Here is a 21,219-nt window from a genome sequence, read left to right on the forward strand (position 1 = left end):
CCTTAATGTAAGGGTTAAAAGAGTAGAAAGCTCCCATTTATTTATGGAAGCTTCTATTTTTTGGCTATTCTATATAAATATTAATTTTCTTTGTATAGATCATGTAACGCCATGCTGCCTAAAATAAAGGCACCCATTCCATGAAGATCATTTTCAGATGTTGGACGTGATACATAATAGTCGTATGTTCCAGCGGAAGTTCCAATCACAATTCCTTTTAATGTAAAAGAAGTATCATCGCTTTCCACCATATGTTCTAATAAACCTGCATAGGCTTTATCACAAACTTCACGGTAAGAATCCTCCACGATGCCATGCTTAATAGCCTTCGCTAAAAAATATAAGAAGAGAGCAGAACATGAGGATTCTAACCAATTGTCTGGACGGTCTCCTTTATCGACGACATTGTACCAAAGGCCAGACTGTTCATCCTGGAATTTCACGATAGCAGGAATGAAACTTTGTAGGGATTGAATCCACTCCTCTTGACCGCGTTTCTTTTCCCCCAAGACCTCTAACAGATCAATCAATGCAGCACCGTACCAGCCAACGGAACGCCCCCAGAAGTCCGGTGAACAGCCTGTTTTCGGATCAGCCCATGGCTGCACTTTTTTCTCATCCCAAGCGTGGAAAAGTAAACCAGTTTTAGGGTCTGTCATATGCTTTCTCATTAGCTTTTCTTGAAGTAAAACATGCTGAACCAATTCTTCTTCTTGAAAATGCTGGCTGTACATAAGCATAAATGGTCCACCCATAAAGAGACCATCCAACCACATTTGATAAGGGTATTTTTCTTTATGCCAGAAACCATTTTCAGTGGTTCTGTTGATTGTATCTAAGGCACTCCTTAATTTCTTTGCCGCAATCATATATTTAGGATTCTTCGTCTTTTCATATAATGGAAACAATAGAATCCCCGGCATGATAGAGTCTAACTGATCTCTCTCAAAAACGACATTTCCTTCTTCATCAATTAAGTGATCAAAGTATGCTTTGATGTAGTTGAAGTACTCATCCTTACCTGTTTCTTCCCATACTCTATACATTCCATATAGAAAGACGCCTTGGTGATAATGGAACCAATTTACTGGAGGTAAATCCTTAGCCTGGAAAGTATTCATTAATGCCTGGCATGCCTTTTCCGCCATCATAAGCGGCGTTTCTGTTCTGACTTTATTTGCTGTATTTCCCATTCTCTTAATCTCCTTTTCATTTAACAAAATTTATTCGTCTAAATAGGCAAACTGGGTGTTAAGAGAATCAACACCCAGAATGTAGATTTAATTATTTCTTAAACGTTTGGTCATATTTTGCTTTAGAGTCTTCAATTGCTTTTGCCCACTCATCTAGGAAGTCTTTTGCTGACATTTTTCCACTCATCACTGCTTGTACACCTGGGTCTACTACACCATCAAGAATGGCACGATAATCTGGCAGATAGAATGGCGGCTCATATAGTTTTGTATCAGGATTATTGTAAACTTCAAACGCTGTTTTGATATGCTGTGCATCTTGTACCCATTCATCATCTAACACATCAGAGTTTGTAGGAATTTGACCAGTTTGTTGATTCCAATAGCTTTGTGCTTCTTCTGAGTTAACAAATTCTACGAATTTCCATGCTTCATCAGCATGTTCAGTTGATTTGAAGATTGCTAGGTTAACTGCATTACCACCTTCTGCAACATATTGACCTTTTTCTGTAGTTGGCAGTGGAATTAACTTGTAGGAACCTGCTGGTAAGGCTTTATTGTGCTCTCCATAAGAACCTGGATTGTGGTGTACCATTGCTACCACACCAGTATCAAAGCCGGCAATCATTTCTTTATAACCATTTGTGATATCACTCTTAGGCGTTAATTTGTCGTAATAAGAGAAATACTTTTCAACAAATTCTACGTGTTTAGGGTCATTGATGTTCGTCTTACCATTTTTATCAAAAAAGTCTAAACCGCTATAAGCAAACATTGCTCTCTGGATAGTGAAGGAAGCACCTGCACCTCCGCGGATTGTAAATCCATAACGATTATTTGCTTCATCTCTCATTTTTTCAATAACCGTAAAGAACTCATCCCATGTTTTTGGCTCTTTTACACCAGCTTGTTCAAACCAGTCTGTACGGATCCATAAGGCATCTAAATTTTGAGCATAAGGAATACCATAAAGCTTGCCATCTTGAGTTATTTTCTTATTTACACCCGTAGCACTTGGGTTAATTTTTTTGCTGATATCAGACTTTTTGAAATATGAATCCAGTGGCAGCAAAGCCTCACGAATTGAAAACTCTGGCAGCCAAGTTGTTTGTACAGATCCAATATCCGGCGTATCCTCTGCTGCAATTGCTGCATCATATTTTGATTTAGCTGAAGCATTTGGAATACCTACATACTCAACATCGATATTCGGGTTCTTTTCTTCAAAGCGTTTAATTACTTCTTCCCAAACAGGAGTACGTGCTGGACCTGCATTTTCATCCCAAAATTGGAGCGTTACAGGTTCATCCGATTTCGTTGCTGCTTTTTTAGTATCCTTAGTTGCAGCTTTTTCTTCACCGCCGCAGCCTGCAAGCAACATTCCGGTTGCCATTGTTAGTGCAAGAACAGATGTAGTCATTTTTTTCTTAATCATGGTAATGCCCCCTTAAATTTTTTATAATTAGCCTTTTACAGCTCCACCCATACCGTTTACAAGGTGCTTCTGTGCATAGGCAAATAAGATAACTGCAGGAATTAAAGCGATTACACTTCCGGCCGCCAAGGCACCATAGTTGATACTGAATTCACCCATCATCGTACTTAGTCCGACTGGAAGCGTGAACTTTGATTGTTGATTGGTCAGCATGAGTGCGATTAAAAATTCGTTCCAAGTATAAATGAAGGTAAATACTCCTGTTGCTACGATTCCAGGCAGCAACAATGGAAATACAACATGACGGAGTGATTGTAATTTTGTACAGCCATCAATCATTGCAGCTTCTTCTAATTCCTTAGGAACATTTGAAATAAAACCACTCATCAAGATTGTAGTAAACGGAATTTCGATTGCTGTATAGGTAATGATCAGTGACAGTGGATTACTAATCAGCCCAAGATTTTTGAAAATGACGAACAATGGAATAATCATCATCGCTCTTGGGATGAACTGTGTACATAGCAGCATAAGCATGAAGCTGCGTTTTCCTTTGAATTGGTATCTGCTCAATGCATAACCAGATAAAGTTGAACATATTAGAACAGCGATTACTGTAAAAACACCAACGATTAAACTATTTTTAAAGAAGGTAGCAAAACCGACATTGGTCCAAGCCGCGACAAAGTTTTCTGTTGTCGGGTTAACCGGTATATATTGCAGGGGACGTTTTACGATATCCCCTTCAGGTTTAAAAGCAGTATTTAGTGTCCAGTAGATTGGAAAGATGGTAAAACTCAATAACATCGTTAAAGGAAGGTATAGCGTTAAGATTTTGTCGACTTTTTTATTTACTGTAAACATCCTTCAAATCACTCCTTTTCATAACGGGATAGTTTCAGATAAAGGATGGCGAAAACTAGTAATATTCCAAATGACACAACCGTTAACGCCGAACCGTATCCAAAATTGCTTCCATGAACTGCTAAATCAGCAATATACATGGTAAGCGTTGTGGTTGAATGTGCAGGTCCACCACCCGTTAAGTTAAACAATAGATCGACGTTATTAAACTCCCAAACTACTCTTAGTAATGTAGTTAAGACAATCGTATTTTTTAATTGTGGTAATGTTACAAAAATAAACGACTTCCATCTGCTTGCACCATCTACTCTCGCTGCTTCATATAATTCATCTGGGATACTTGATAATGAGGCTAATAAGGTAATAGCAAAGAAAGGAATACCCCTCCATAATTCAGCGATAATCACTGCTGTAAAAGCTGTTGACGTATTTGCTAAGAATGCTTGAGGTTCATTAATGATTCCCATTTTCATCAGTAAGTCATTGAGTACACCCATATGTTCATTAAACATCAATGACCACATAGTGGATGCCAGTACCCCTGAAACCGCCCAAGGGATAAAGGCTACTGCACGTACCAAACCTCTAAACTTAAACGTTTGGTTCAAAAGTAAGGCAAGAATCATACCAAACACTAATTGAAGACCTACTTCTGATACAACCCATTTCAAACTATTTATTAAACTAGGTATGAACATCTTGTCAGTAGTAAATATTTCTTTAAAGTTCTCTAAACCAGCAAACCCATTATAATATGGTGCCGACACATCGTAGTGTTGAACACTATAATAGAATACAGTTGCTATCGGATAAAAAAGAAAACCTAAGATAATAAGGAAAGAGGGCAGAATAAAAAGGTAGGGAACCCATTTATCCTTTTTAATCTTCTTGCGATTCACCGTCTTTTTGCTGTTAATAGCTGTTTCAGTAACACCTTGTGATAAACTCATCTAGTTTCCTCCTCTCTGTTTTTTATAATAAATGAAAACGGTTTCTTAAATAATTAAAGATTTTAAGATGATTGATTAAAATTTTAAGATATTTCAAAATATGGATGAAAATAAAAAAGACATCCGCTGTTTAATGCAGCGAATGCCTAAATTATCTTAGATTAACTAATGATTCATCGTATTGTCTTTGAGACTCTTCCATTGCTTCTGCCCATTTATCTAAAAACTCTTCGACGGTTATTTTCCCACTCAACACCGATTGTGTACCTGTATCAACAATGGTATTTAGAATGGTACGATATTCCGAGAGATAGAATGGCGGCTCAAATAGAATCGTATCCGGGTCATTATAAACTTTCTGGGCTATCTGAATATGTGGTGAGGCCTTTATCCAGTCTTCATTAAGTACATCCGAATTAGTAGGAATCTGACCCACACTTTTATTCCAAAAGCTTTGTGCTTTCTTTGAATTTATAAAAGTGATAAATTTCCACGATTCCACTGGATGTTTCGTTCCTTTAAAAATACTTATTCCAATGGTGTTTCCGTCTTCCGCTACATAATGACCTTCAACTGATTTTGGGAGGGGGATCGCCTGAAATTGGTTGGAATCCAACGCTTCACTGTGCTCTGCAAAGGAACCTATATTATGTTGTAACATCGCAATACTCCCTGAATCAAATCCAGCAATCATCGCCTTATAATCATTTGTAATATCACTAATAGGGGTATAGGTTTGATACATAGCAAAATATTTCTTTAAAAATTCTACATGCTTTGGATCATTGATTGTACTTTTCCCATCTTTGAAAAATGTTTCAATTCCTGAATAGGCATACATCATCCGTTGTAACTGAAAAGAGCCCCCTGCGCCCCCACGGATTGTATATCCGTAGCGGTTATTTGATTTATCTGTTAATATTTCAACGGAACGAAAAAACTCATCCCACGTCTCAGGTATGTTCAAATTGGCGGCTTTAAACCAATCGGACCGGACCCAAAGGATATCGAGGTTTTGTGTATATGGAATCCCGTATAACTTTTGATTACTCACGATCCGCTTATTAAACTCTATCGCACCCTTATTTATCTTGTCCTTTTCGCTCCATTTTGAAAAATAAGAATCTAAGGGCAACAATGCATCACGATTCGAAAATTCTGGCAGCCAACTCGCATAAACACTAGCAACATCAGGCGTTTCCCCTGAAGCAATAGCCGCGTCTAACATTGCTTTTGCGGAGTCCTTAGGCAAACCAACGTATTCAACATCAATGGCTGGATTTTCTTTTTCAAATATAGTGATTAATTTCTCCCAAATTGGGGTCCGCTGTGGTCCTGTATTGTCATCCCAAAAAACTATTTTGACCTTTTCTGCTTTTTTGGGGCTTGATTCTTTAATTAAGGATTCTTCACCAATGCACCCCGTAAGTACCAATCCCATTATCATGATCAGGGTCAACACAGAAGTTGTTAGTTTCTTCCTAAACATGTTTTAATCTCCTCTTTGAACAGCCACTTACTAGAAGTATAAAATCATTCTACTCATTTTGAAGTCATCTGCAAAGGTAATCTCGATAAAAAAAAGAAAAAACATACTAAATCAGTCTTGAATAAACTAATAGTATGTTTTTTCTCTGAACTCCCTTTTAAACTTGGTTAGTTGATGGTCATTTTTTTGATATTGGACTTCTTTTATTGTTAATAGGTCAATGGAAGTGATTCTTCCAACTTTCCCTTCCAGAATCATTTCTTTTATCTTCCGGCGGAATGTACTGTATCGACAATCATGGTTTCAAATTGTTCAGGATTGAAGGTTGGTACTTGTTCTAACTTCGGATATTTTTCTTTACAATTAGAGAATCGAAGTGGGTCAGAATCTAGTAATCCAACAATTTCATTTTCATTTGAAAACTCATTTAAGTTCGGTTTGATAAACATTTCTAATGCGCGATTGCTCACGCCGCAGATTACATACTTTTTCATAAAAATGTCCTCCAATTTTTAATAAAGGCATATTAACTTGCTCTCATTTTATATAAAAACGTTTTCTACATTAATAGATAATCTTTAGACTTTTGTGTAAATATTTAAGATAATATAGTTAGACATTCATTTAAATAAATTACAATATCCTAGTATTTAAAGAAAAAGTTTATAATAGATTTAGTGATAAGACAAAAAAAATAAGGGATTTGGTATGAATGATTGGATTAGTAGTTATTTTAATTTTGGTTTTATTTTTGCCTTTTTCGGTAAAAAAGGTGGAACACAATTTAGAAATCTTTTTGTTTGTGATGGGGGTTGCTGCAGCTTCGATTAGCGGGATGATGAATCATCATCTAATTGAAAAAGCACTGATTGACCCTATTACGATAACTCTAGCTGTCTTGATTGCAGGATTAATCTGTAAATGGGGGCAAGTTCAGTTGGAGAAATCTATCCTGTGGATGAACCGAATCCTATCTCCTAGAATTTTCTTCGGATTAACTGTCATTATTTTAGGACTGGCCTCAAGCATTATTACGGCGATCATCGCTGCGATAGTGCTGGTTATTATCATTAACGTACTTCCTCTTGACCGTAAATCTGAAATTCGCTTTACTGTTTTAGCATGTTTTTCAATTGGGCTGGGTGCAGCCCTCACCCCCATTGGTGAGCCCTTAGCAACCATTACCATTAGTAAGGTAAATGAAGACTTTTTTTATTTACTCAACTTAATTGGTCCAGAAGTAATCCCAGCAGTTGTGATATTTGGGATATTGACAATGTTTTTAGTTAACCCCCGTGAAAGTACTGACGGTTTAACGTCTGACCAAAAGGTAGAAAGCTATAAAGAAATACTGATTCGATCTGCTAAAATCTACTTATTTGTCATGGGACTAACCTTTCTTGGACATGGGTTTGAGCCATTAATAAATGAGTATATTCTTGGCCTTCACCCAATGCTGTTGTATTGGATTAATATGATCTCCGCTATCTTAGATAATGCTACACTTGCAGCCGCAGAAGTCAGTCCATCAATGGACCAAGCAACCATCCAGGCTGTTTTAATGGGGCTAATTATTAGCGGCGGTATGCTCATTCCCGGAAATATTCCAAATATTATTGCAGCAGGTAAACTCAACATTACTAGTAAAGAATGGGCAAGTTTTGGGGTCCCCGTCGGTCTTATAACCATGGCGGTTTATTTTGTTGTTCTATTTATATTTTAGAAATAAAGAAAGAATCGAATCCACTTGAAGTGGTGCCGATTCTTTCTTATTTTGTCAGCATATTCATTCGGGAAATCGCATTTTCCTTCATTAACGGAGTAAATAGGGAATAACAATTTCTTCCCTGCTCTTTAGAATGATACATAGCAAGATCCGCGTATTTTATTAGATTTTCCATATCTTCACTATGAACCGGATGTAAACTAATGCCGATACTAGGGGAAATTGTAAAACTACGTCCATAAATAGAGAATGGTTCTTTCATCACTTTTAATATCTCATTACTTACTTTAAATACATCATCTGGTGAAAGAATTTGCGGCATAAGGATTATAAACTCATCCCCGCCAAATCTAGCTAGAACATTGTCAGCATGAATAACCCCTCTTAACCTGTTAGCAACTGCCTGTAATAACTGGTCACCTGCTTCATGTCCCAAACTATCATTTATCACTTTGAAATGGTCTAAATCTAACAAAAGAACCCCCTTCATCTTATCTATTTCATCGGTACTAGAATGACAATCCCTTAGACATGTTTTTATAAACCAGCGATTTGGCAATCCTGTTAACGCATCATGGTAAGCCATATGCGAAATCTTCTCTTCCGCATTTTTTAAATCGGTGATATCCAATCCAAATCCAAGTAAATAGTCTTGATTAGATTCTTCAAGATGGATAATCGTTTTTCCTGTAAGCATATGGCATTTTTCCCCTTGGAATTCTGTGACTACCTCATTTGTTTGAATGGTACGCTTCTCCCATACTTCTAAGTCTATTTCACGCTGTCTTGAAGCAATCGCTTTAGGAAAGAAATCAAACACTGTTTTTCCTACAAGTTTTTCCATGTTTACACCGTGCGCTTTACAAGCCTGTTGATTTGCAAATATGGTTCGACCTTCAGGGTCCTCTAAGAAAATATTTATTGGTAGGGCATCGAGAATCTTTGAATGCAGTGATTTATTCATGCGGAGACTCTTTACAAGCTGTTTTTCTCTCTTCTCTAATTCTTCTACTCTTCTTCGTAACCTCTCTACTTCACTTTTATCTGTATTTTGGGAATATAGATTCATGATTAATTCCGCCTTTTAGTTTTTAAAATCTTCTAATAGTTTTAACTTAATCATATTGCATTACTGATTAATTTTCCTAATAATTTCTAACAATTTAATGAAATAACAAATGAAGTAAGAACGTTAAACTTCACGTAATGTTCAAGAATTTCACCTATTGTACAAAATTGGGTGTTTGTATTTTTTTTATAATAGTAGTAATGAGGTTTATTAAAAAGGATTGGATGTGTTCTAGTGGGAAAATTATTATATATTACAGCAAATCCTAAAGGATTAGAAAAATCAAAAGGTCTGAAAATCGGGGAAGCATTTATCAATACGATTAAAGAAGAATCCCCTGAAACGGAAATTAAAACAATCGACTTATTCTCCTTAGATATTGCTCATATGGATGCTGAATTAGTGTCTGCTAGAGGTAAATTAGCGGGATATGGTTATACAATAGATCAATTAACCGACGGTGAGCGAGAGAAAATTTTAAAAATGCATGCACTAGCGGATGAATTCCTTTCTTATGACTACTATGTTTTCGTCTCGCCTATTTGGAATTTAAGCTCTCCAGCGGTATTAAAAGCATACTTAGATAACTTGTTTATTGCTGGTAAAACATTTGCACACACAGCGAATGGTCCGAAGGGTCTTCTAACCGGTAAAAAAGCCATTCATATCAATACTCGTGGTGGTCTTTATACAGGAACGCCAATGAAGGAGTTAGAATGTGGAGATCGTTATTTAAGAATTGCGCTTAATTTCCTCGGCATTGGGGTAATGGACACCATAATAGCAGAAGCTTTAGACCTTTATCCACAAAAAGTCCCTGAAATTGTAGAAAAAGCGAAAGAAGAAGCCCTTAGAGCGGCGAAGGAAATGATAAAATCACCCATTTTACATTTATAGCAAAAAAAAGTGGCTGCCCGATAAGTCCATAAAATAAAGCAAGTGGGGAAAAACGGACGGGTTTTCTCCACTTGCTTTTTGTATTTTTCCTGATTGATCCCCTGAAAGTAGTTGGAGGATGCTTCACATTCAAGGGCGGGTTTTGCCTTCGCTTTCATTTCCTCGGAAGACCGTATTCCAGTGAACTTGTCGATTCCCTTTTGCTTTCGTGCAAATTGCCTTCTACCATAAAGTTTCACCTGGTGAAACAACTTGCAACGTTTTAGGAAATTTAGTTAATACACTGCTTCCACTTTCTGTAATAACAACATCATCTTCAATACGCACACCCATAACTCCATTTATATAAATGCCGGGTTCTACCGTCAACACCATTCCTGTTTTCAACACACCATTATTATTCAGAGTTAATGACGGTGTTTCATGTACATCAATTCCCAGTCCATGACCTATTCTATGAGGAAAGTGGTCCCCATAACCAGCATTCACAATGACTGTACGGGCTGCCAAGTCTATATCACCCATACGAATATCAGGCTTGCAGGCATCGATTCCTACTAGGTTTGCTTCCAATACTGTATTATAAATATTTACAAATTCCTCATTTACATGATCATAAACAACTGTTCTAGTAATATCTGATGAGTAACCCATGTATTTAACTCCTAAATCAAATAACACTACATCTCCTTTTTGGAGGACCCTTTTCCCAGGAACGCCATGAGGATTGCTTGCATTTTCCCCAAATAAAACCACGGGCGGAAAGGACATTTCCCTTATCCCCTTTTTCTTTAACAAAAATTCAATTTCTGCCATTACTTCAATTTCTGAAATTCCTTCCTTTAAAGAATTAATCCCAAACTCCACTGCCAAGTCGGCATATTCTGCGGCTGCCTGCAATTTGTCCAACTCATCATCACTTTTGATTAAACGCATATTGTTTAATTTTTCATCTAAAGAAGATAATCGTAACGACGGCTGTAATTCTCGTAACTTTTCAATATAAAAATAAGAAATTTCCTGTTTCTCAACTGCTAATGTTTGTATTTGATTAATGGTATCTCTCACTATATCCCAGACATTATCAGTGTCTGTATAACTAATAATCTCGTTTTCCCACCCTGCCTCTTTGACCATTGCCACTTCCATTGCCGGAACAACCATTAATGATTTCCTGTTTGGAAAAACAAATATTCCAATAAAACGTTCATGGGGCTCGTAATCAAAATTTGATAGATAAAAGATATTATGTTTAGAGGTAATTAATCCACATTCAAATTGATGTTCTATCAAAAACTGTTGCAAGTTTCGAAGTCTATCATTCATATAATAATACTCCTTGTTCTTACTATAAAAATTTATTTGAAGTAACAATTCATAATATTGAGAAAATATAATGTTTTTGTTACTATAATAGTAAGGTCATACAATAATTCAATATAGGGAGAAAATGTATGTTTAATTTGGATAATCGTTTTTACAGCTTTCTTAATAAGATTGTTGATTTTTTGCTGCTCAATTTTCTTTGGTTTTTATTTTGCTTACCTGTTATTACCATATTCCCCGCAACAGCTGCCATGTTTGGCGTGGTAAGAAGCTGGTTAAGGAAAGAAGAGCCAAGTACAACCAAAATGTTTTTTACTCTTTTTAAAGATAATGTTAAACACGGTTTAATATTAGGCGTTGTCTGGACCCTTTTAGGGAGTTTATTTATGTTTAACGTAGTTGTAGGCTTTCAAATGGATGGTTCTATTAAAATGGTTTTAATGCCATTTCTGCTAATCATTATTATTTTATATTTTTACACATCCATTTTCATTTTCCCTATAATGGTAAATTACCAATTAAACTGGTTGGAAGTGATTAAAAATTCATTTTTATTTTCACTAGGGCATCCATTAACATCGCTTCTAGGAATATTCATACTGACAGTTGTGATCATGTTAACTTTCATTATCCCAATCTCATTTCTTGTACTATCTAGTACTGCTGCCTATTTCATTTATTACTTTTGCGGCAAATCATTTAACAAGGTAGAAATGAATAAAAACTTAACTTTAGGAGTAAATCAACATATTAAAGCATAATTGTTAAAATATCTGGACATCGAATGATGCTAAAAACTTTTCTCCAATTCATCAACAATTGTTCCCACGTATGAAATTGTCTGTTTAATAACGTCTGAATTTGACATGTCCAGATTTGCCATTTTATATAATTCCAACCCCCTCATGCTGCCACCCTTTTTAAGTACATTTGTCCATTGTTCACCAACGGCACGACCTTCTGACTTTATTCGCTGGGCAATGATGGTTGCAGCAGAAATACCAACTGAATACGTAAATGGATACAAGCCCATATAATAATGCGGCTGTCTCATCCATGTTAATTTTGCCCCATCATCAATCTCCACGGTATCTCCCCAGAACTTAGATAAAATTGCTCCCTTAGTCTCACTAATAACAGAGGTTGTTAATGGTTCTTTATTCTCAGCGATTTTGTAGAGTCTGCGCAGTAACTCAGCTTCCAAAACATGCGTGACACAGTTATGATGATAACTCATCATCAAATACATATTTAACCAGCGGTTTAGCCTTGGTTCATTTCTATGTTCACGTAAATAGTCAACTACTAAATGTTCAACCAATGTCGATGGTGATTCGACAAATAACATGGATTGAGCATTGTTAATAATTCGTTGATTTTTAGCTGAAAGTGAATAGTGTATAGTATGCCCGAGCTCATGACTTAATAGGAGCATATCAAACAAGTTTCCACCCCACGGATAGAAGGAATAACCATGGACCCCGTGAACTCCTCCCCCAAAAGCGATCATTCTTCGTCCAATATTATCTCCTCTATAAACCCATCTGTCTGAAAATGCTTTACGCATTTCATTTTGATACTCAGCACCTAGTACGCCTACAGCCTCAGTGATAATTCCCCCTGCCTCCTTATAACTTATTGGAGGATCAAAATCAGGATCTAAAGGCGCTTTCACATCAGAAAAATGAAGTGTATCTAAGCCGAGCTGACTTTTTCTTAAACGTGCATATCTTTGCATGTGTGGTGAAAGCCCTTCTTGAAACGTATCTAGAACTTGTTCAAAAAACTCCGTTGTGATCCCATCTGTCGAATAAAAGTTATTTGAGGCCGGTGAAAACTGAAGGTGCATATCAAGAGCAGATGGAAAACCTCGTAATTTTGATAAAGACACATGTTTACTTATTTCATTGGATAAAGTTTTTGCGAGTCCATGTTGATACCCCTTTAAGCCTTTCTTTAAGGATTGATAAGCATTTCTTCGTAGGATTGTATCTGGAGAAGTTTCAATCTGGGTCATGTACATGTGTAAAGACACAGGTACGTTATTTCCATTCTGATCTTTTACTAGTTCAAACTTCAAGTCCGAAGAAGTAACGGTAAGATAGATGGATTCAGGAGAGTCTAAGGTTTGACCTAAAGATGCCAAAGTTTCCTCAATATCTGGAGATAATGAATGCTGACGTGTTTCATCAACCCTTTGTAAGAATCGCTCAAATATTTGAAGATCCTTTTCTTCATCCACGTATTTTGCCATAGCTTCCTTCGGTATTGCTATTAACCCATTAACAAGTTTCGTAGATACCTTATTTCCTTTACCAGATAATAATTGAGATCGACCCATCATCTTTTGATTTAGTGGATCTGATTCATCCTCTGAGTATTTGAAAAAGCAATAGCTAGTGATACGTTCAAGTCTTTCCATTAAATCATCGTATTTCCGTAAAAAATTAAGTATATCAAGTGAGCTGGATAAAGAAATCATTCCTGTTAATATTTCATCTAATTCCTGTTCAGCGGCTAAGTACGCACTTTCCCATTCAAGATCAGAAGGAAAAATATCGGTTAAATTCCATGTTTCTTCTTCCGGTACTTCTTTACGTGCAATAAGATTCATTGATAAATTCTCCTTTTCTATTAATTGCTTCATAACATTTTTCCATGCTCCCTTAATCTGGCAAGCAAACGATCCCGGTTCCATCTACAGAAGATATTCCTTGTTTAATTCCATCGCATGCTTAAATTGGTCGCCCAAAATGGCAACATCTTTTAAATCAAATGCCTGTGCATTCTTTTCCTCCTTCGTGTCTATAGTCATAACTTTTCCTCCCTTTTCCACGATTATTTTACTTCCTCTTGAATCCAAACCCTCATTTGTCCCGGCTCTCGGTTATCCCAAGCATAATATGGAATTGCTGTAATATGAAAAGGCTTGTTCCTTGGTTTGTCGGTCGAATAAAGTTTATCCTCCCATTTAAGATCATCGGCAAGCTCTGCATCTCCTACGATTTTAACTACACCGCCAAGAAGTGTTTCATCATAAATCGAAGTAAGAATTCCTTCCTTAGTAAGAGAAAGTTTATGCAAGGAGTCCACATTATCTATTGATTCCAAGCAATAAACTATTGGTCCCCTTTGGATGGCCACATGATTAGCATTTTGTCTGACATTGGGATGAGAATACATCCTTTCAATTGGCATATAAAGCTCTAATTCTATCGAATCGTTATTCTTCCACTCGCGTTCAATTCTGACATATCCTTTTTCAAGTTTGCCGGTAATTTCTATCTCTTCGTTATTCACTTTTAATTTTGCCCTTTTGCACCAATCAGGAATTCGCAATTTAACACCAAAAGTATCTGGCTTATCTAAGTTAATTTTGATTGATATACTGCCATTCCAAGGATACTCTGTTTTTTGTTTGAATATAATTTGCTGTCCATGTAAGTCAAACTTTGCTTCTCCTTGGACATATAAATGGACAACAAGGTCATCGGCCGTTTGTGAATAAACATAACCACCCAAAGAAGCAAGTAATCTAGCAAGGTTCGGAGGACAACAGGCACAGCCAAACCACTCCTTACGATGACGATCCCCAATACTTGCTAAAGGATTCGCATAAAAGAACTTTTTGCCGTCTAATGAGACACCGCTAATGACACCATTATAAAGAGCTCGTTCCATTGCATCAGCGTATTTTCCATCACATTCCAACTGAAGCATTCTTTGATTCCAATAAACTAACCCAATGGCTGCACAGGTTTCTGCATATGACGTTTCGTTTGGAAGATCATAATCGTAGGTAAATCCTTCATTTTTACCTGTTGAGCCAATGCCACCCGTTATAAACATATTTTTCGTATGTAAATGATCCCATAAACGTTCACATGCTTTTAAGAGTGATGCGTCTCCAATTTCACCAGCAAGATCGGCCATGGCAGAATACATGTACATTGCCCTAACAGAATGTCCAACCACTTTATTTTGTTCCCTTACCGGTTTATGAGATTGGTTATACTCTTTAATATTGTCTAGATACTTCATGAACTCATCAAAAAATCCTTTTCTATCCACTTTTTCTTGCGTAAAATAGTGAGGCTCTTGGCCACGTTCATCAATAAAGAATTGACTCAATTTTAGATAACGTTTTTCACCGGTAATTCGATACAATTTAACAAGCGCCAATTCAATTTCCTGGTGACCGCCATACCCTCGTTTCTTCCCTTCTTCCAGTCCAAATACTGAATCAATATGGTCGGCATAGCGGCAGACAACATCTAATAGTGTTCGTTTTTTTGTTGCCTCGTAATGAGCTACCCCTGCTTCAATTAAATGACCTGCACAGTATAATTCATGTGCATCACGCAAATCGGTCCAACGTTCACCTGGTTTTACAACCGTAAAGTAAATGTTAAGGTACCCATCAGGCTGTTGAGCTGAAGCAATTAAGGTAATTACCTGGTCTACCAACCTTTCCAGTTCAGGATCAGGATGGGTTGCAAGGCTATAGCTTGCAGCTTCCAGCCACTTAGCTACATCGGAGTCCCAAAATATATGTGGTTCATTATCCATGCCTGGTTTCCAATTGAGCTTGAAAGCATCAATTCTACCTGTTTCTTTACATTGTTGATATTGATGAGGAATTGTTTGCTCCCGATTGACTTTTATGCGTGGGGACCAAAAAGCATCATCGATTCCTACATTTGTAAAGGATACTGGTTTTAACATTTTTTGCTGCAGCAAATTCATATTTATAAACTCCCTTCTAATTCAAAAAAATATTGTCCTAAAAAAATAAAGGGTTAGGTTGGTGACTAACCCTTAATACCCGTTAAACTAATACCTTCAATAAAGTATCGTTGACCGATAAAGAAGATAACAATTGCAGGCAACGTCATGACTGCCGCCGCCGCCATCATAAGATGCCAGTCAGCTGCGTAAGATCCTTTTAATTGTAAAAGACCAAGGGCTAACGTATATTTTGCTTCATCATTTAAGAAAATCAATGGACCAAAAAAATCATTCCAAACACCCATAAAGGTAAAGAAGCCAACTACTAGCATCGGGGCCTTTACTAATGGAAGCAATATCTTCGTGAATATTTGGAAATGGCTTGCCCCATCAATTAATGCTGATTCATCAAGTTCTCTAGGAATATTCATGAAAAACTGGCGCATTAAAAATATAAAGAAACCTCCGCCACCAAAAAAAGCAGGGATAATCAACGGCCAAAATGTATTAATTGCTTCAAGTTCAGACCACATTAAAAATGTAGGAATGAGTGTAACCGCTCCAGGGAGCATCATGGTGGCAATAATTAAACCAAACCACATATCCCTGCCAGGGAATTTCAATCTAGCAAAACCGTAGCCGCACATACAGCAGGTAAGAATGGTCCCAATTAGAACAGGAATTAAAATAATTAATGTATTTTTAAAGTAGAGTAAAAAGTCGATGATTGAAAAAATTTCTACGTAGTTCGACCACTGAAACTCTTCCGGAAGAAGTTTTGGTGGAAACTCAAATATTTCAGTTGTAGTCATTAAAGAACTGCGAATGAGCCATACAAAGGGGATTAAGCTAATTATAGCTCCTACAATTAATACGAATAATGATATTGATCGATTTACAGTTTTTAGTTTCATCTTACTTACCTCCCCCGTAATGCACCCAGCTTTTCGATGACTTAAAGATAAACAAAGTGAAAATTAAAATTACTAGGAATAAAATCCAAGACAGTGCACTTGCATATCCCATATTATTTTTCTGAAACGCCTCACGGTAAATGAGAAAGACATAAAATAATGTACTATTATTCGGTCCGCCTTCCGTCATAACATAGGCTTGTGTAAAAGCTTGGAAGGAGCCAATTAACCCCATGATAAGATTAAAGAATATAACCGGTGAAATCGACGGAACTGTTACGAATCTAAATTTATGCCACCAATTTCCTCCGTCAATTTCTACTGCCTCTAATAATTGTTTTGGTACATCTTGTAAGCCTGCTAGAAATATTAATGCTGTTCCACCACAGCTCCACATGCTTAATAATATTAATGAAGGAATAACAGTAGACTCGTCATAAATCCACATAAGTTTAGGAAGATTAACAAAATCTAATATGCTGTTTAATAAACCAAAATCAGGATTAAACAACCATAGCCATAATATATTGGAGGCAACTGCTGGTACGATAACAGGTAAATAAAACATGGTTCTAAATAGTGACTGCCCCTTTACACTTATATTCATAAGGATGGCAACAAATAAGGCTGCAGCAAGGGTAAATATAGTACTTCCGATAGCAAAGTAAAAAGTAACAAATAGCGATTTTTTAAAATTTAGATCGTTCTTGAAAATTTCAGTATAGTTTTGAAACCCTATCCACTGAAAGTCCCCAACTACCTTATAATCTGTAAAACTAAAATACAAACTAGCAATCATGGGTCCAATTGTCCAAATTAGTAATCCTAAAATAGCAGGTAGAGTAAAAAAATAACCCCAAAATATCTCTTTTCGACGAATATTATTGATTCCTTTTACTTTAACAGTCCCTCTCGTACGATTATTTCCCAAAGGAATATTTTCAATATTCATTAAATCCCTCCTTCGTCACCATCGTTAATTTAGTGGTTTGTTACGAAGACATTTGCCTCGTAACAAACCCTTCTAAGCAGGTATCACTTATTGGTATTTATCGCCAAACTTTTGTTTTAATTTTGGCATGATGACATCATTCACAACTTCTCCCGCACTCTTTTTATTCGTCCAAATTTGATCTAATCCTGGAGAAATAATCTGACTTGCCTCAGAACGGTCCCCCCAGTAATAGTTTGGATTTTGGCGAACATTTGTCATAGCCCAATCGATAACTGCTTCTTTAAATTCCTTTGGATGAATTTCAGTATCGGTCCACTCCTTAATTAATTCCGGATCCGTATACCAACTTTCTTCATTTGGCATCCATAAACCGCCATTAATTAACGGTAAGCTATTCTTAGGATTCATAATGAATTTTAAAAATTCTTTTGTTTCATCCCAATTTTCTTTTGTGTTGTCATTATTGAACACAACAATTGGCGTTCCATAACTTGTTGTTACAGCCTTTTTCATTTTAGGTAATACACCAATTCCTAACTTTAGATTTTTTTCCTTTTTAGCCTTACCAAGCTCTTGCAATGCCCAATGACCATCAATATTCATGGCTACCCGCTTTGTAAGAAGTGCAGTATCAACATTAGGAATCGTAGATAGGTTAGCTGGTGTTGGCATTACATGATGAACATACATTAAATCCTGCATTTTCTGTAATGCTTCGATTGTTTCAGGCTCGTCAAGAATAATATCCTTCCCATCTTCAGAAACAACTCCTCCATCGTTACTAAAAAGGATTGTCTCATAATGGTAGGTAAAGTTATTAACTCCATAAGTTTTAATATTTTTTGAATCAAATCCATCTTCATCAGGATGTTTGCCGTTTCGGTCGACCGTCAATTTTTTAGCTACTTCCACAAATTCGTCCCATGTCCAAGCTTCTTCGGCTTTTGTTGGTGGATATTCGACCCCTGCCTCATCAAATAAATCTTTGTTGTAATAAATATTGGTTACTTCATTGGCTACACTGGATCCTGCAATCGGCCCATTTTCTTCATATTGAAAAATGGAATATTTTAATTTGTTTCCGATTTCACCTGAATCAAATAAAGGTTTTAAGTCTTTAATTGCGCCGCTTTCAAGCCAAGGCGGCAAACTTCCCTCTGGGAAATAACCTATATCAGGCAGCGTTTTAGAAGATGCCATTGTTGTCATTTTTTCAATATAGCTCCCCTGGACTTGTTGTCCTTTCACTTGAATGTTTGGATGGGAGTCGTTAAACGCTTTCAATAAAGCTTCAATGGAGTCTTTCTCCAGCGGACCTCCCCAATAAGTAAACTTCAATTGGACAGCATCACTATTACCGCCGCTCTCTTCATCCGTTCCAGCTGCGCTATTGCCGCCAAAACAACCGGATAACAATCCAGCAATCAAAATTAGTACCAAAGAAATTGCAAGATAAGACTTACTTTTTGTCATTTTTCCACATCCTTATCTCATTTTTTTACTCCAACCAATTTTATGTGATTTCGAGGATGTCAAGAAATAGAAGGTTTGAAACAACTTATTTTTCTAGTTGCTAGATTAATTGAAATACAGAATTTCTTGTAGGTTTTTGCTTGAGGGTGTATTAAACTGACTTATTTAAAAATAAGTTGTTGGGTAGTGATTGAATTAAAAAATTATATCAGAAAAGAACTATACATAAGCTTCTAAATTTTTATTTTTCAGTTATCCATACAAGCATTTCACCAGGTTCTCGATTACACCATGAAAAATATGGAACAGCTTTAATTGAAATTGGTTTCGTCCTACGTTCAATAGGTTTATAGAGCTCTCCATTCCATGCAGTTTCGTCAACTTGCTCTGCATGGGCTGTTACCACACAGACTCCATCCAGCAAATTTTCTTCAAAGGTTGCTTGGAGTTTTGAATTTTTTGGTAAGGAAATGCTCGGTAAATTTGCACCATTGTCAGCTTCCTCTAAACAGTACACAACAGGTCCACGCTGTAATGCGACCTTCCCAGCATTTTCACGCACATTCGGATTCGCACGAATTCGTTCAACCGGCATTGGAAAATGAAGTTCAATTTCATCACCTTTTTCCCAAGGGCGTGTTAGATATGCATAGCCATTCTTTAGGCAGGTATTCACTTCAATAAATTGATCATTCACTTTTAATACGGCACCTTGGCACCATCCCGGAATTCGGACTGCGATTGTAAATTCGCTAGACTTTTCTGGAGAAAGCGTGATCTTCACCTGTCCATCCCAAGGATATTTGGTTTCTTGAACCAATTGCACATTCTGTCCATCAATATTTAGTTCTGATTCATTACCCATATACAGGTGAACAAAAACTTCATTTTGGTTAACTGAATAAATGTAACGTCCAATTGATGCAATTAATCGAGCAAGATTTGGTGGGCAGCATGCGCAGCTGTACCATTTTTGTCTTATTGGCTTTACATGTCCTTTATCATGGCGTTTTTCACTTGATTTCGGATGCACTTCTAATGGATTAACATAAAAGAACTTCTTTCCACTTAAATCCATTCCGCTGATTGTCCCGTTATATAAAGCCCGCTCCATTACATCCGCATATTTACTATTTTTTTCAAGATTCAACATTCGATTTGCCCAAAAGACTAATCCAATAGATGCACAAGTCTCGGTATAGCACGTATCATTTGGGAGATCATAATCAAAAGAAAATGCTTCCCCAAAGACTTGGGATCCTACTCCACCAGTAATATACATTTGCTTTTGTGTTACATTTTCCCACAACGTTTCAGTTGCTTCCTTTAAAGATTCGTCTCCTGTTTCTTTCGCCAGATCGGCCATCGCCGTATACATATACATGGCTCTTACTGCATGCCCAACCGCTTCTTTTTGTTCTCGAACTGGTAAATGTGCTTGATGATAGCTATATGGACCGAACTCTGCGTCATCCCACCAGAATTTTTTATCGTCATGTCTTGCTTCCTTTTCTAAATCGAAAAAGTGAGGCTGCTGACCACGCTCATCAATAAAGAGTTTACTAAGGCTTAAATAACGTTCATTTCCTGTTACCTGATACAATTTAACTAATGCTAATTCTATTTCTTGGTGGCCATCATAGCCCCTTATCTTATTTTCTTCTTTACCGAATACGGAATCGATATGATCAACAAAACGGCACATTATATCTAGCAGTTTTCGTTTTCCAGTAACTTGGTAATAGGCAACAGCGGCTTCAATCATATGTCCTGCGCAGTACATTTCATGTTGGTCGCGAAGATTGCTCCATTTCCCATCCGGTTCTTTTACCGAAAAAAACGTATTCAAGTAGCCATTTTTTTGTTGTGCTCTTCCAATTAAATCAATGACTTCATCAGCTGTTTTTTCTAAATCAGGATTCGGATCTGTTTCTAAGCTATATGCTGTAGCTTCTAACCATTTTGCCACATCACTGTCCTGAAACACAAAACCGTAAAATTCACCGGTAGATTCACCAGCTGCAATTTTAAAGTTCTCCATTGCGTGGCTTGCAGGAGCATCTGGAATACGATCATTTAAAGCCTCCCACTGATAAGGGATAACCTCATCACGGATCACATCCATACGACTTCTCCAAAAACTATCTGTAATTTTAACATTTTCAAGCTTTCTAATTTCAGTATCTTTCAAAAAGTTCTT

General features: G+C 36.8%; 17 protein-coding genes. 3 read left to right on the plus strand and 14 right to left on the minus strand.

Annotation, left to right across the window (positions count from 1 at the left end; translation table 11 throughout):
- Window positions 1-80 precede the first annotated feature (80 nt).
- From QFZ31_RS15055 to QFZ31_RS15080, 6 genes are all read right to left on the minus strand, one after another.
- Window positions 81-1,193, minus strand: coding sequence for a glycoside hydrolase family 105 protein (locus tag QFZ31_RS15055; protein ID WP_373459852.1), 1,113 nt, complete (start codon window positions 1,191-1,193; stop codon window positions 81-83).
- A gap of 91 nt (window positions 1,194-1,284) precedes the next feature.
- Window positions 1,285-2,628 carry an ABC transporter substrate-binding protein gene (locus QFZ31_RS15060; RefSeq protein ID WP_307304007.1) on the minus strand — a complete coding sequence of 448 codons (1,344 nt, stop codon included), beginning with the start codon at window positions 2,626-2,628 and terminating at the stop codon, window positions 1,285-1,287.
- A 27-nt stretch (window positions 2,629-2,655) separates the two neighbouring features.
- Window positions 2,656-3,492, minus strand: a complete 837-nt coding sequence (locus tag QFZ31_RS15065) for a carbohydrate ABC transporter permease (protein WP_307304008.1) — start codon at window positions 3,490-3,492, stop codon at window positions 2,656-2,658.
- An 8-nt stretch (window positions 3,493-3,500) separates the two neighbouring features.
- Window positions 3,501-4,442 carry a carbohydrate ABC transporter permease gene (locus QFZ31_RS15070; RefSeq protein ID WP_307304009.1) on the minus strand — a complete coding sequence of 314 codons (942 nt, stop codon included), beginning with the start codon at window positions 4,440-4,442 and terminating at the stop codon, window positions 3,501-3,503.
- A gap of 151 nt (window positions 4,443-4,593) precedes the next feature.
- Window positions 4,594-5,931 (minus strand): ABC transporter substrate-binding protein, encoded by a 1,338-nt coding sequence (locus QFZ31_RS15075; RefSeq protein WP_307304011.1) that lies wholly within the window; start codon window positions 5,929-5,931, stop codon window positions 4,594-4,596.
- Window positions 5,932-6,194: 263 nt separating this feature from the next.
- On the minus strand, window positions 6,195-6,425 hold the full coding sequence (locus tag QFZ31_RS15080; RefSeq protein ID WP_307304012.1) for a hypothetical protein: 231 nt from the start codon (window positions 6,423-6,425) through the stop codon (window positions 6,195-6,197).
- Window positions 6,426-6,643: 218 nt separating this feature from the next.
- On the opposite strand from QFZ31_RS15080, the gene QFZ31_RS15085 reads away from it, so the two are divergent.
- Window positions 6,644-7,654 (plus strand): DUF1646 family protein, encoded by a 1,011-nt coding sequence (locus QFZ31_RS15085; protein WP_307304014.1) that lies wholly within the window; start codon window positions 6,644-6,646, stop codon window positions 7,652-7,654.
- Between the two features lie 46 nt (window positions 7,655-7,700).
- Here the strand turns inward: QFZ31_RS15085 and QFZ31_RS15090 are convergent, their stop codons facing one another.
- Window positions 7,701-8,726, minus strand: coding sequence for a GGDEF domain-containing protein (locus QFZ31_RS15090; RefSeq protein WP_307304016.1), 1,026 nt, complete (start codon window positions 8,724-8,726; stop codon window positions 7,701-7,703).
- A gap of 234 nt (window positions 8,727-8,960) precedes the next feature.
- On the opposite strand from QFZ31_RS15090, the gene QFZ31_RS15095 reads away from it, so the two are divergent.
- Window positions 8,961-9,623 carry an FMN-dependent NADH-azoreductase gene (locus QFZ31_RS15095; RefSeq protein WP_307304018.1) on the plus strand — a complete coding sequence of 221 codons (663 nt, stop codon included), beginning with the start codon at window positions 8,961-8,963 and terminating at the stop codon, window positions 9,621-9,623.
- A 222-nt stretch (window positions 9,624-9,845) separates the two neighbouring features.
- Here the strand turns inward: QFZ31_RS15095 and QFZ31_RS15100 are convergent, their stop codons facing one another.
- Window positions 9,846-10,949, minus strand: a complete 1,104-nt coding sequence (locus tag QFZ31_RS15100) for a M24 family metallopeptidase (protein WP_307304020.1) — start codon at window positions 10,947-10,949, stop codon at window positions 9,846-9,848.
- A 128-nt stretch (window positions 10,950-11,077) separates the two neighbouring features.
- Between QFZ31_RS15100 and QFZ31_RS15105 the strand changes: the two genes are divergently transcribed.
- Complete coding sequence (locus QFZ31_RS15105; protein ID WP_307304023.1) at window positions 11,078-11,710, plus strand: YesL family protein; 633 nt, start codon at window positions 11,078-11,080, stop codon at window positions 11,708-11,710.
- Between the two features lie 29 nt (window positions 11,711-11,739).
- Here QFZ31_RS15105 and QFZ31_RS15110 read toward each other — a convergent pair whose 3' ends face one another.
- The 6 genes from QFZ31_RS15110 to QFZ31_RS15135 form a co-directional block, all read right to left on the minus strand.
- The gene (locus QFZ31_RS15110; RefSeq protein ID WP_307304026.1) at window positions 11,740-13,563 is read right to left on the minus strand and encodes a M3 family metallopeptidase; all 1,824 of its coding nucleotides are present in this window, start codon (window positions 13,561-13,563) and stop codon (window positions 11,740-11,742) included.
- Between the two features lie 224 nt (window positions 13,564-13,787).
- Entirely contained in the window at window positions 13,788-15,695 is a 1,908-nt protein-coding gene (locus QFZ31_RS15115; RefSeq protein WP_307304028.1) for a glycoside hydrolase family 127 protein, read from the minus strand.
- Window positions 15,696-15,760: 65 nt separating this feature from the next.
- Entirely contained in the window at window positions 15,761-16,591 is an 831-nt protein-coding gene (locus QFZ31_RS15120) for a carbohydrate ABC transporter permease (RefSeq protein ID WP_307304031.1), read from the minus strand.
- A gap of 1 nt (window position 16,592) precedes the next feature.
- The gene (locus tag QFZ31_RS15125; protein WP_307304034.1) at window positions 16,593-17,543 is read right to left on the minus strand and encodes a carbohydrate ABC transporter permease; all 951 of its coding nucleotides are present in this window, start codon (window positions 17,541-17,543) and stop codon (window positions 16,593-16,595) included.
- An 87-nt stretch (window positions 17,544-17,630) separates the two neighbouring features.
- Window positions 17,631-19,019, minus strand: coding sequence for an ABC transporter substrate-binding protein (locus QFZ31_RS15130; protein ID WP_307304036.1), 1,389 nt, complete (start codon window positions 19,017-19,019; stop codon window positions 17,631-17,633).
- A gap of 241 nt (window positions 19,020-19,260) precedes the next feature.
- Window positions 19,261-21,210 carry a glycoside hydrolase family 127 protein gene (locus QFZ31_RS15135; RefSeq protein ID WP_307304038.1) on the minus strand — a complete coding sequence of 650 codons (1,950 nt, stop codon included), beginning with the start codon at window positions 21,208-21,210 and terminating at the stop codon, window positions 19,261-19,263.
- Window positions 21,211-21,219: the final 9 nt, after the last annotated feature.

The organism is Neobacillus niacini, assembly GCF_030817595.1.
In the GTDB taxonomy this organism is placed as follows: domain Bacteria; phylum Bacillota; class Bacilli; order Bacillales; family Cytobacillaceae; genus Neobacillus; species Neobacillus niacini_G.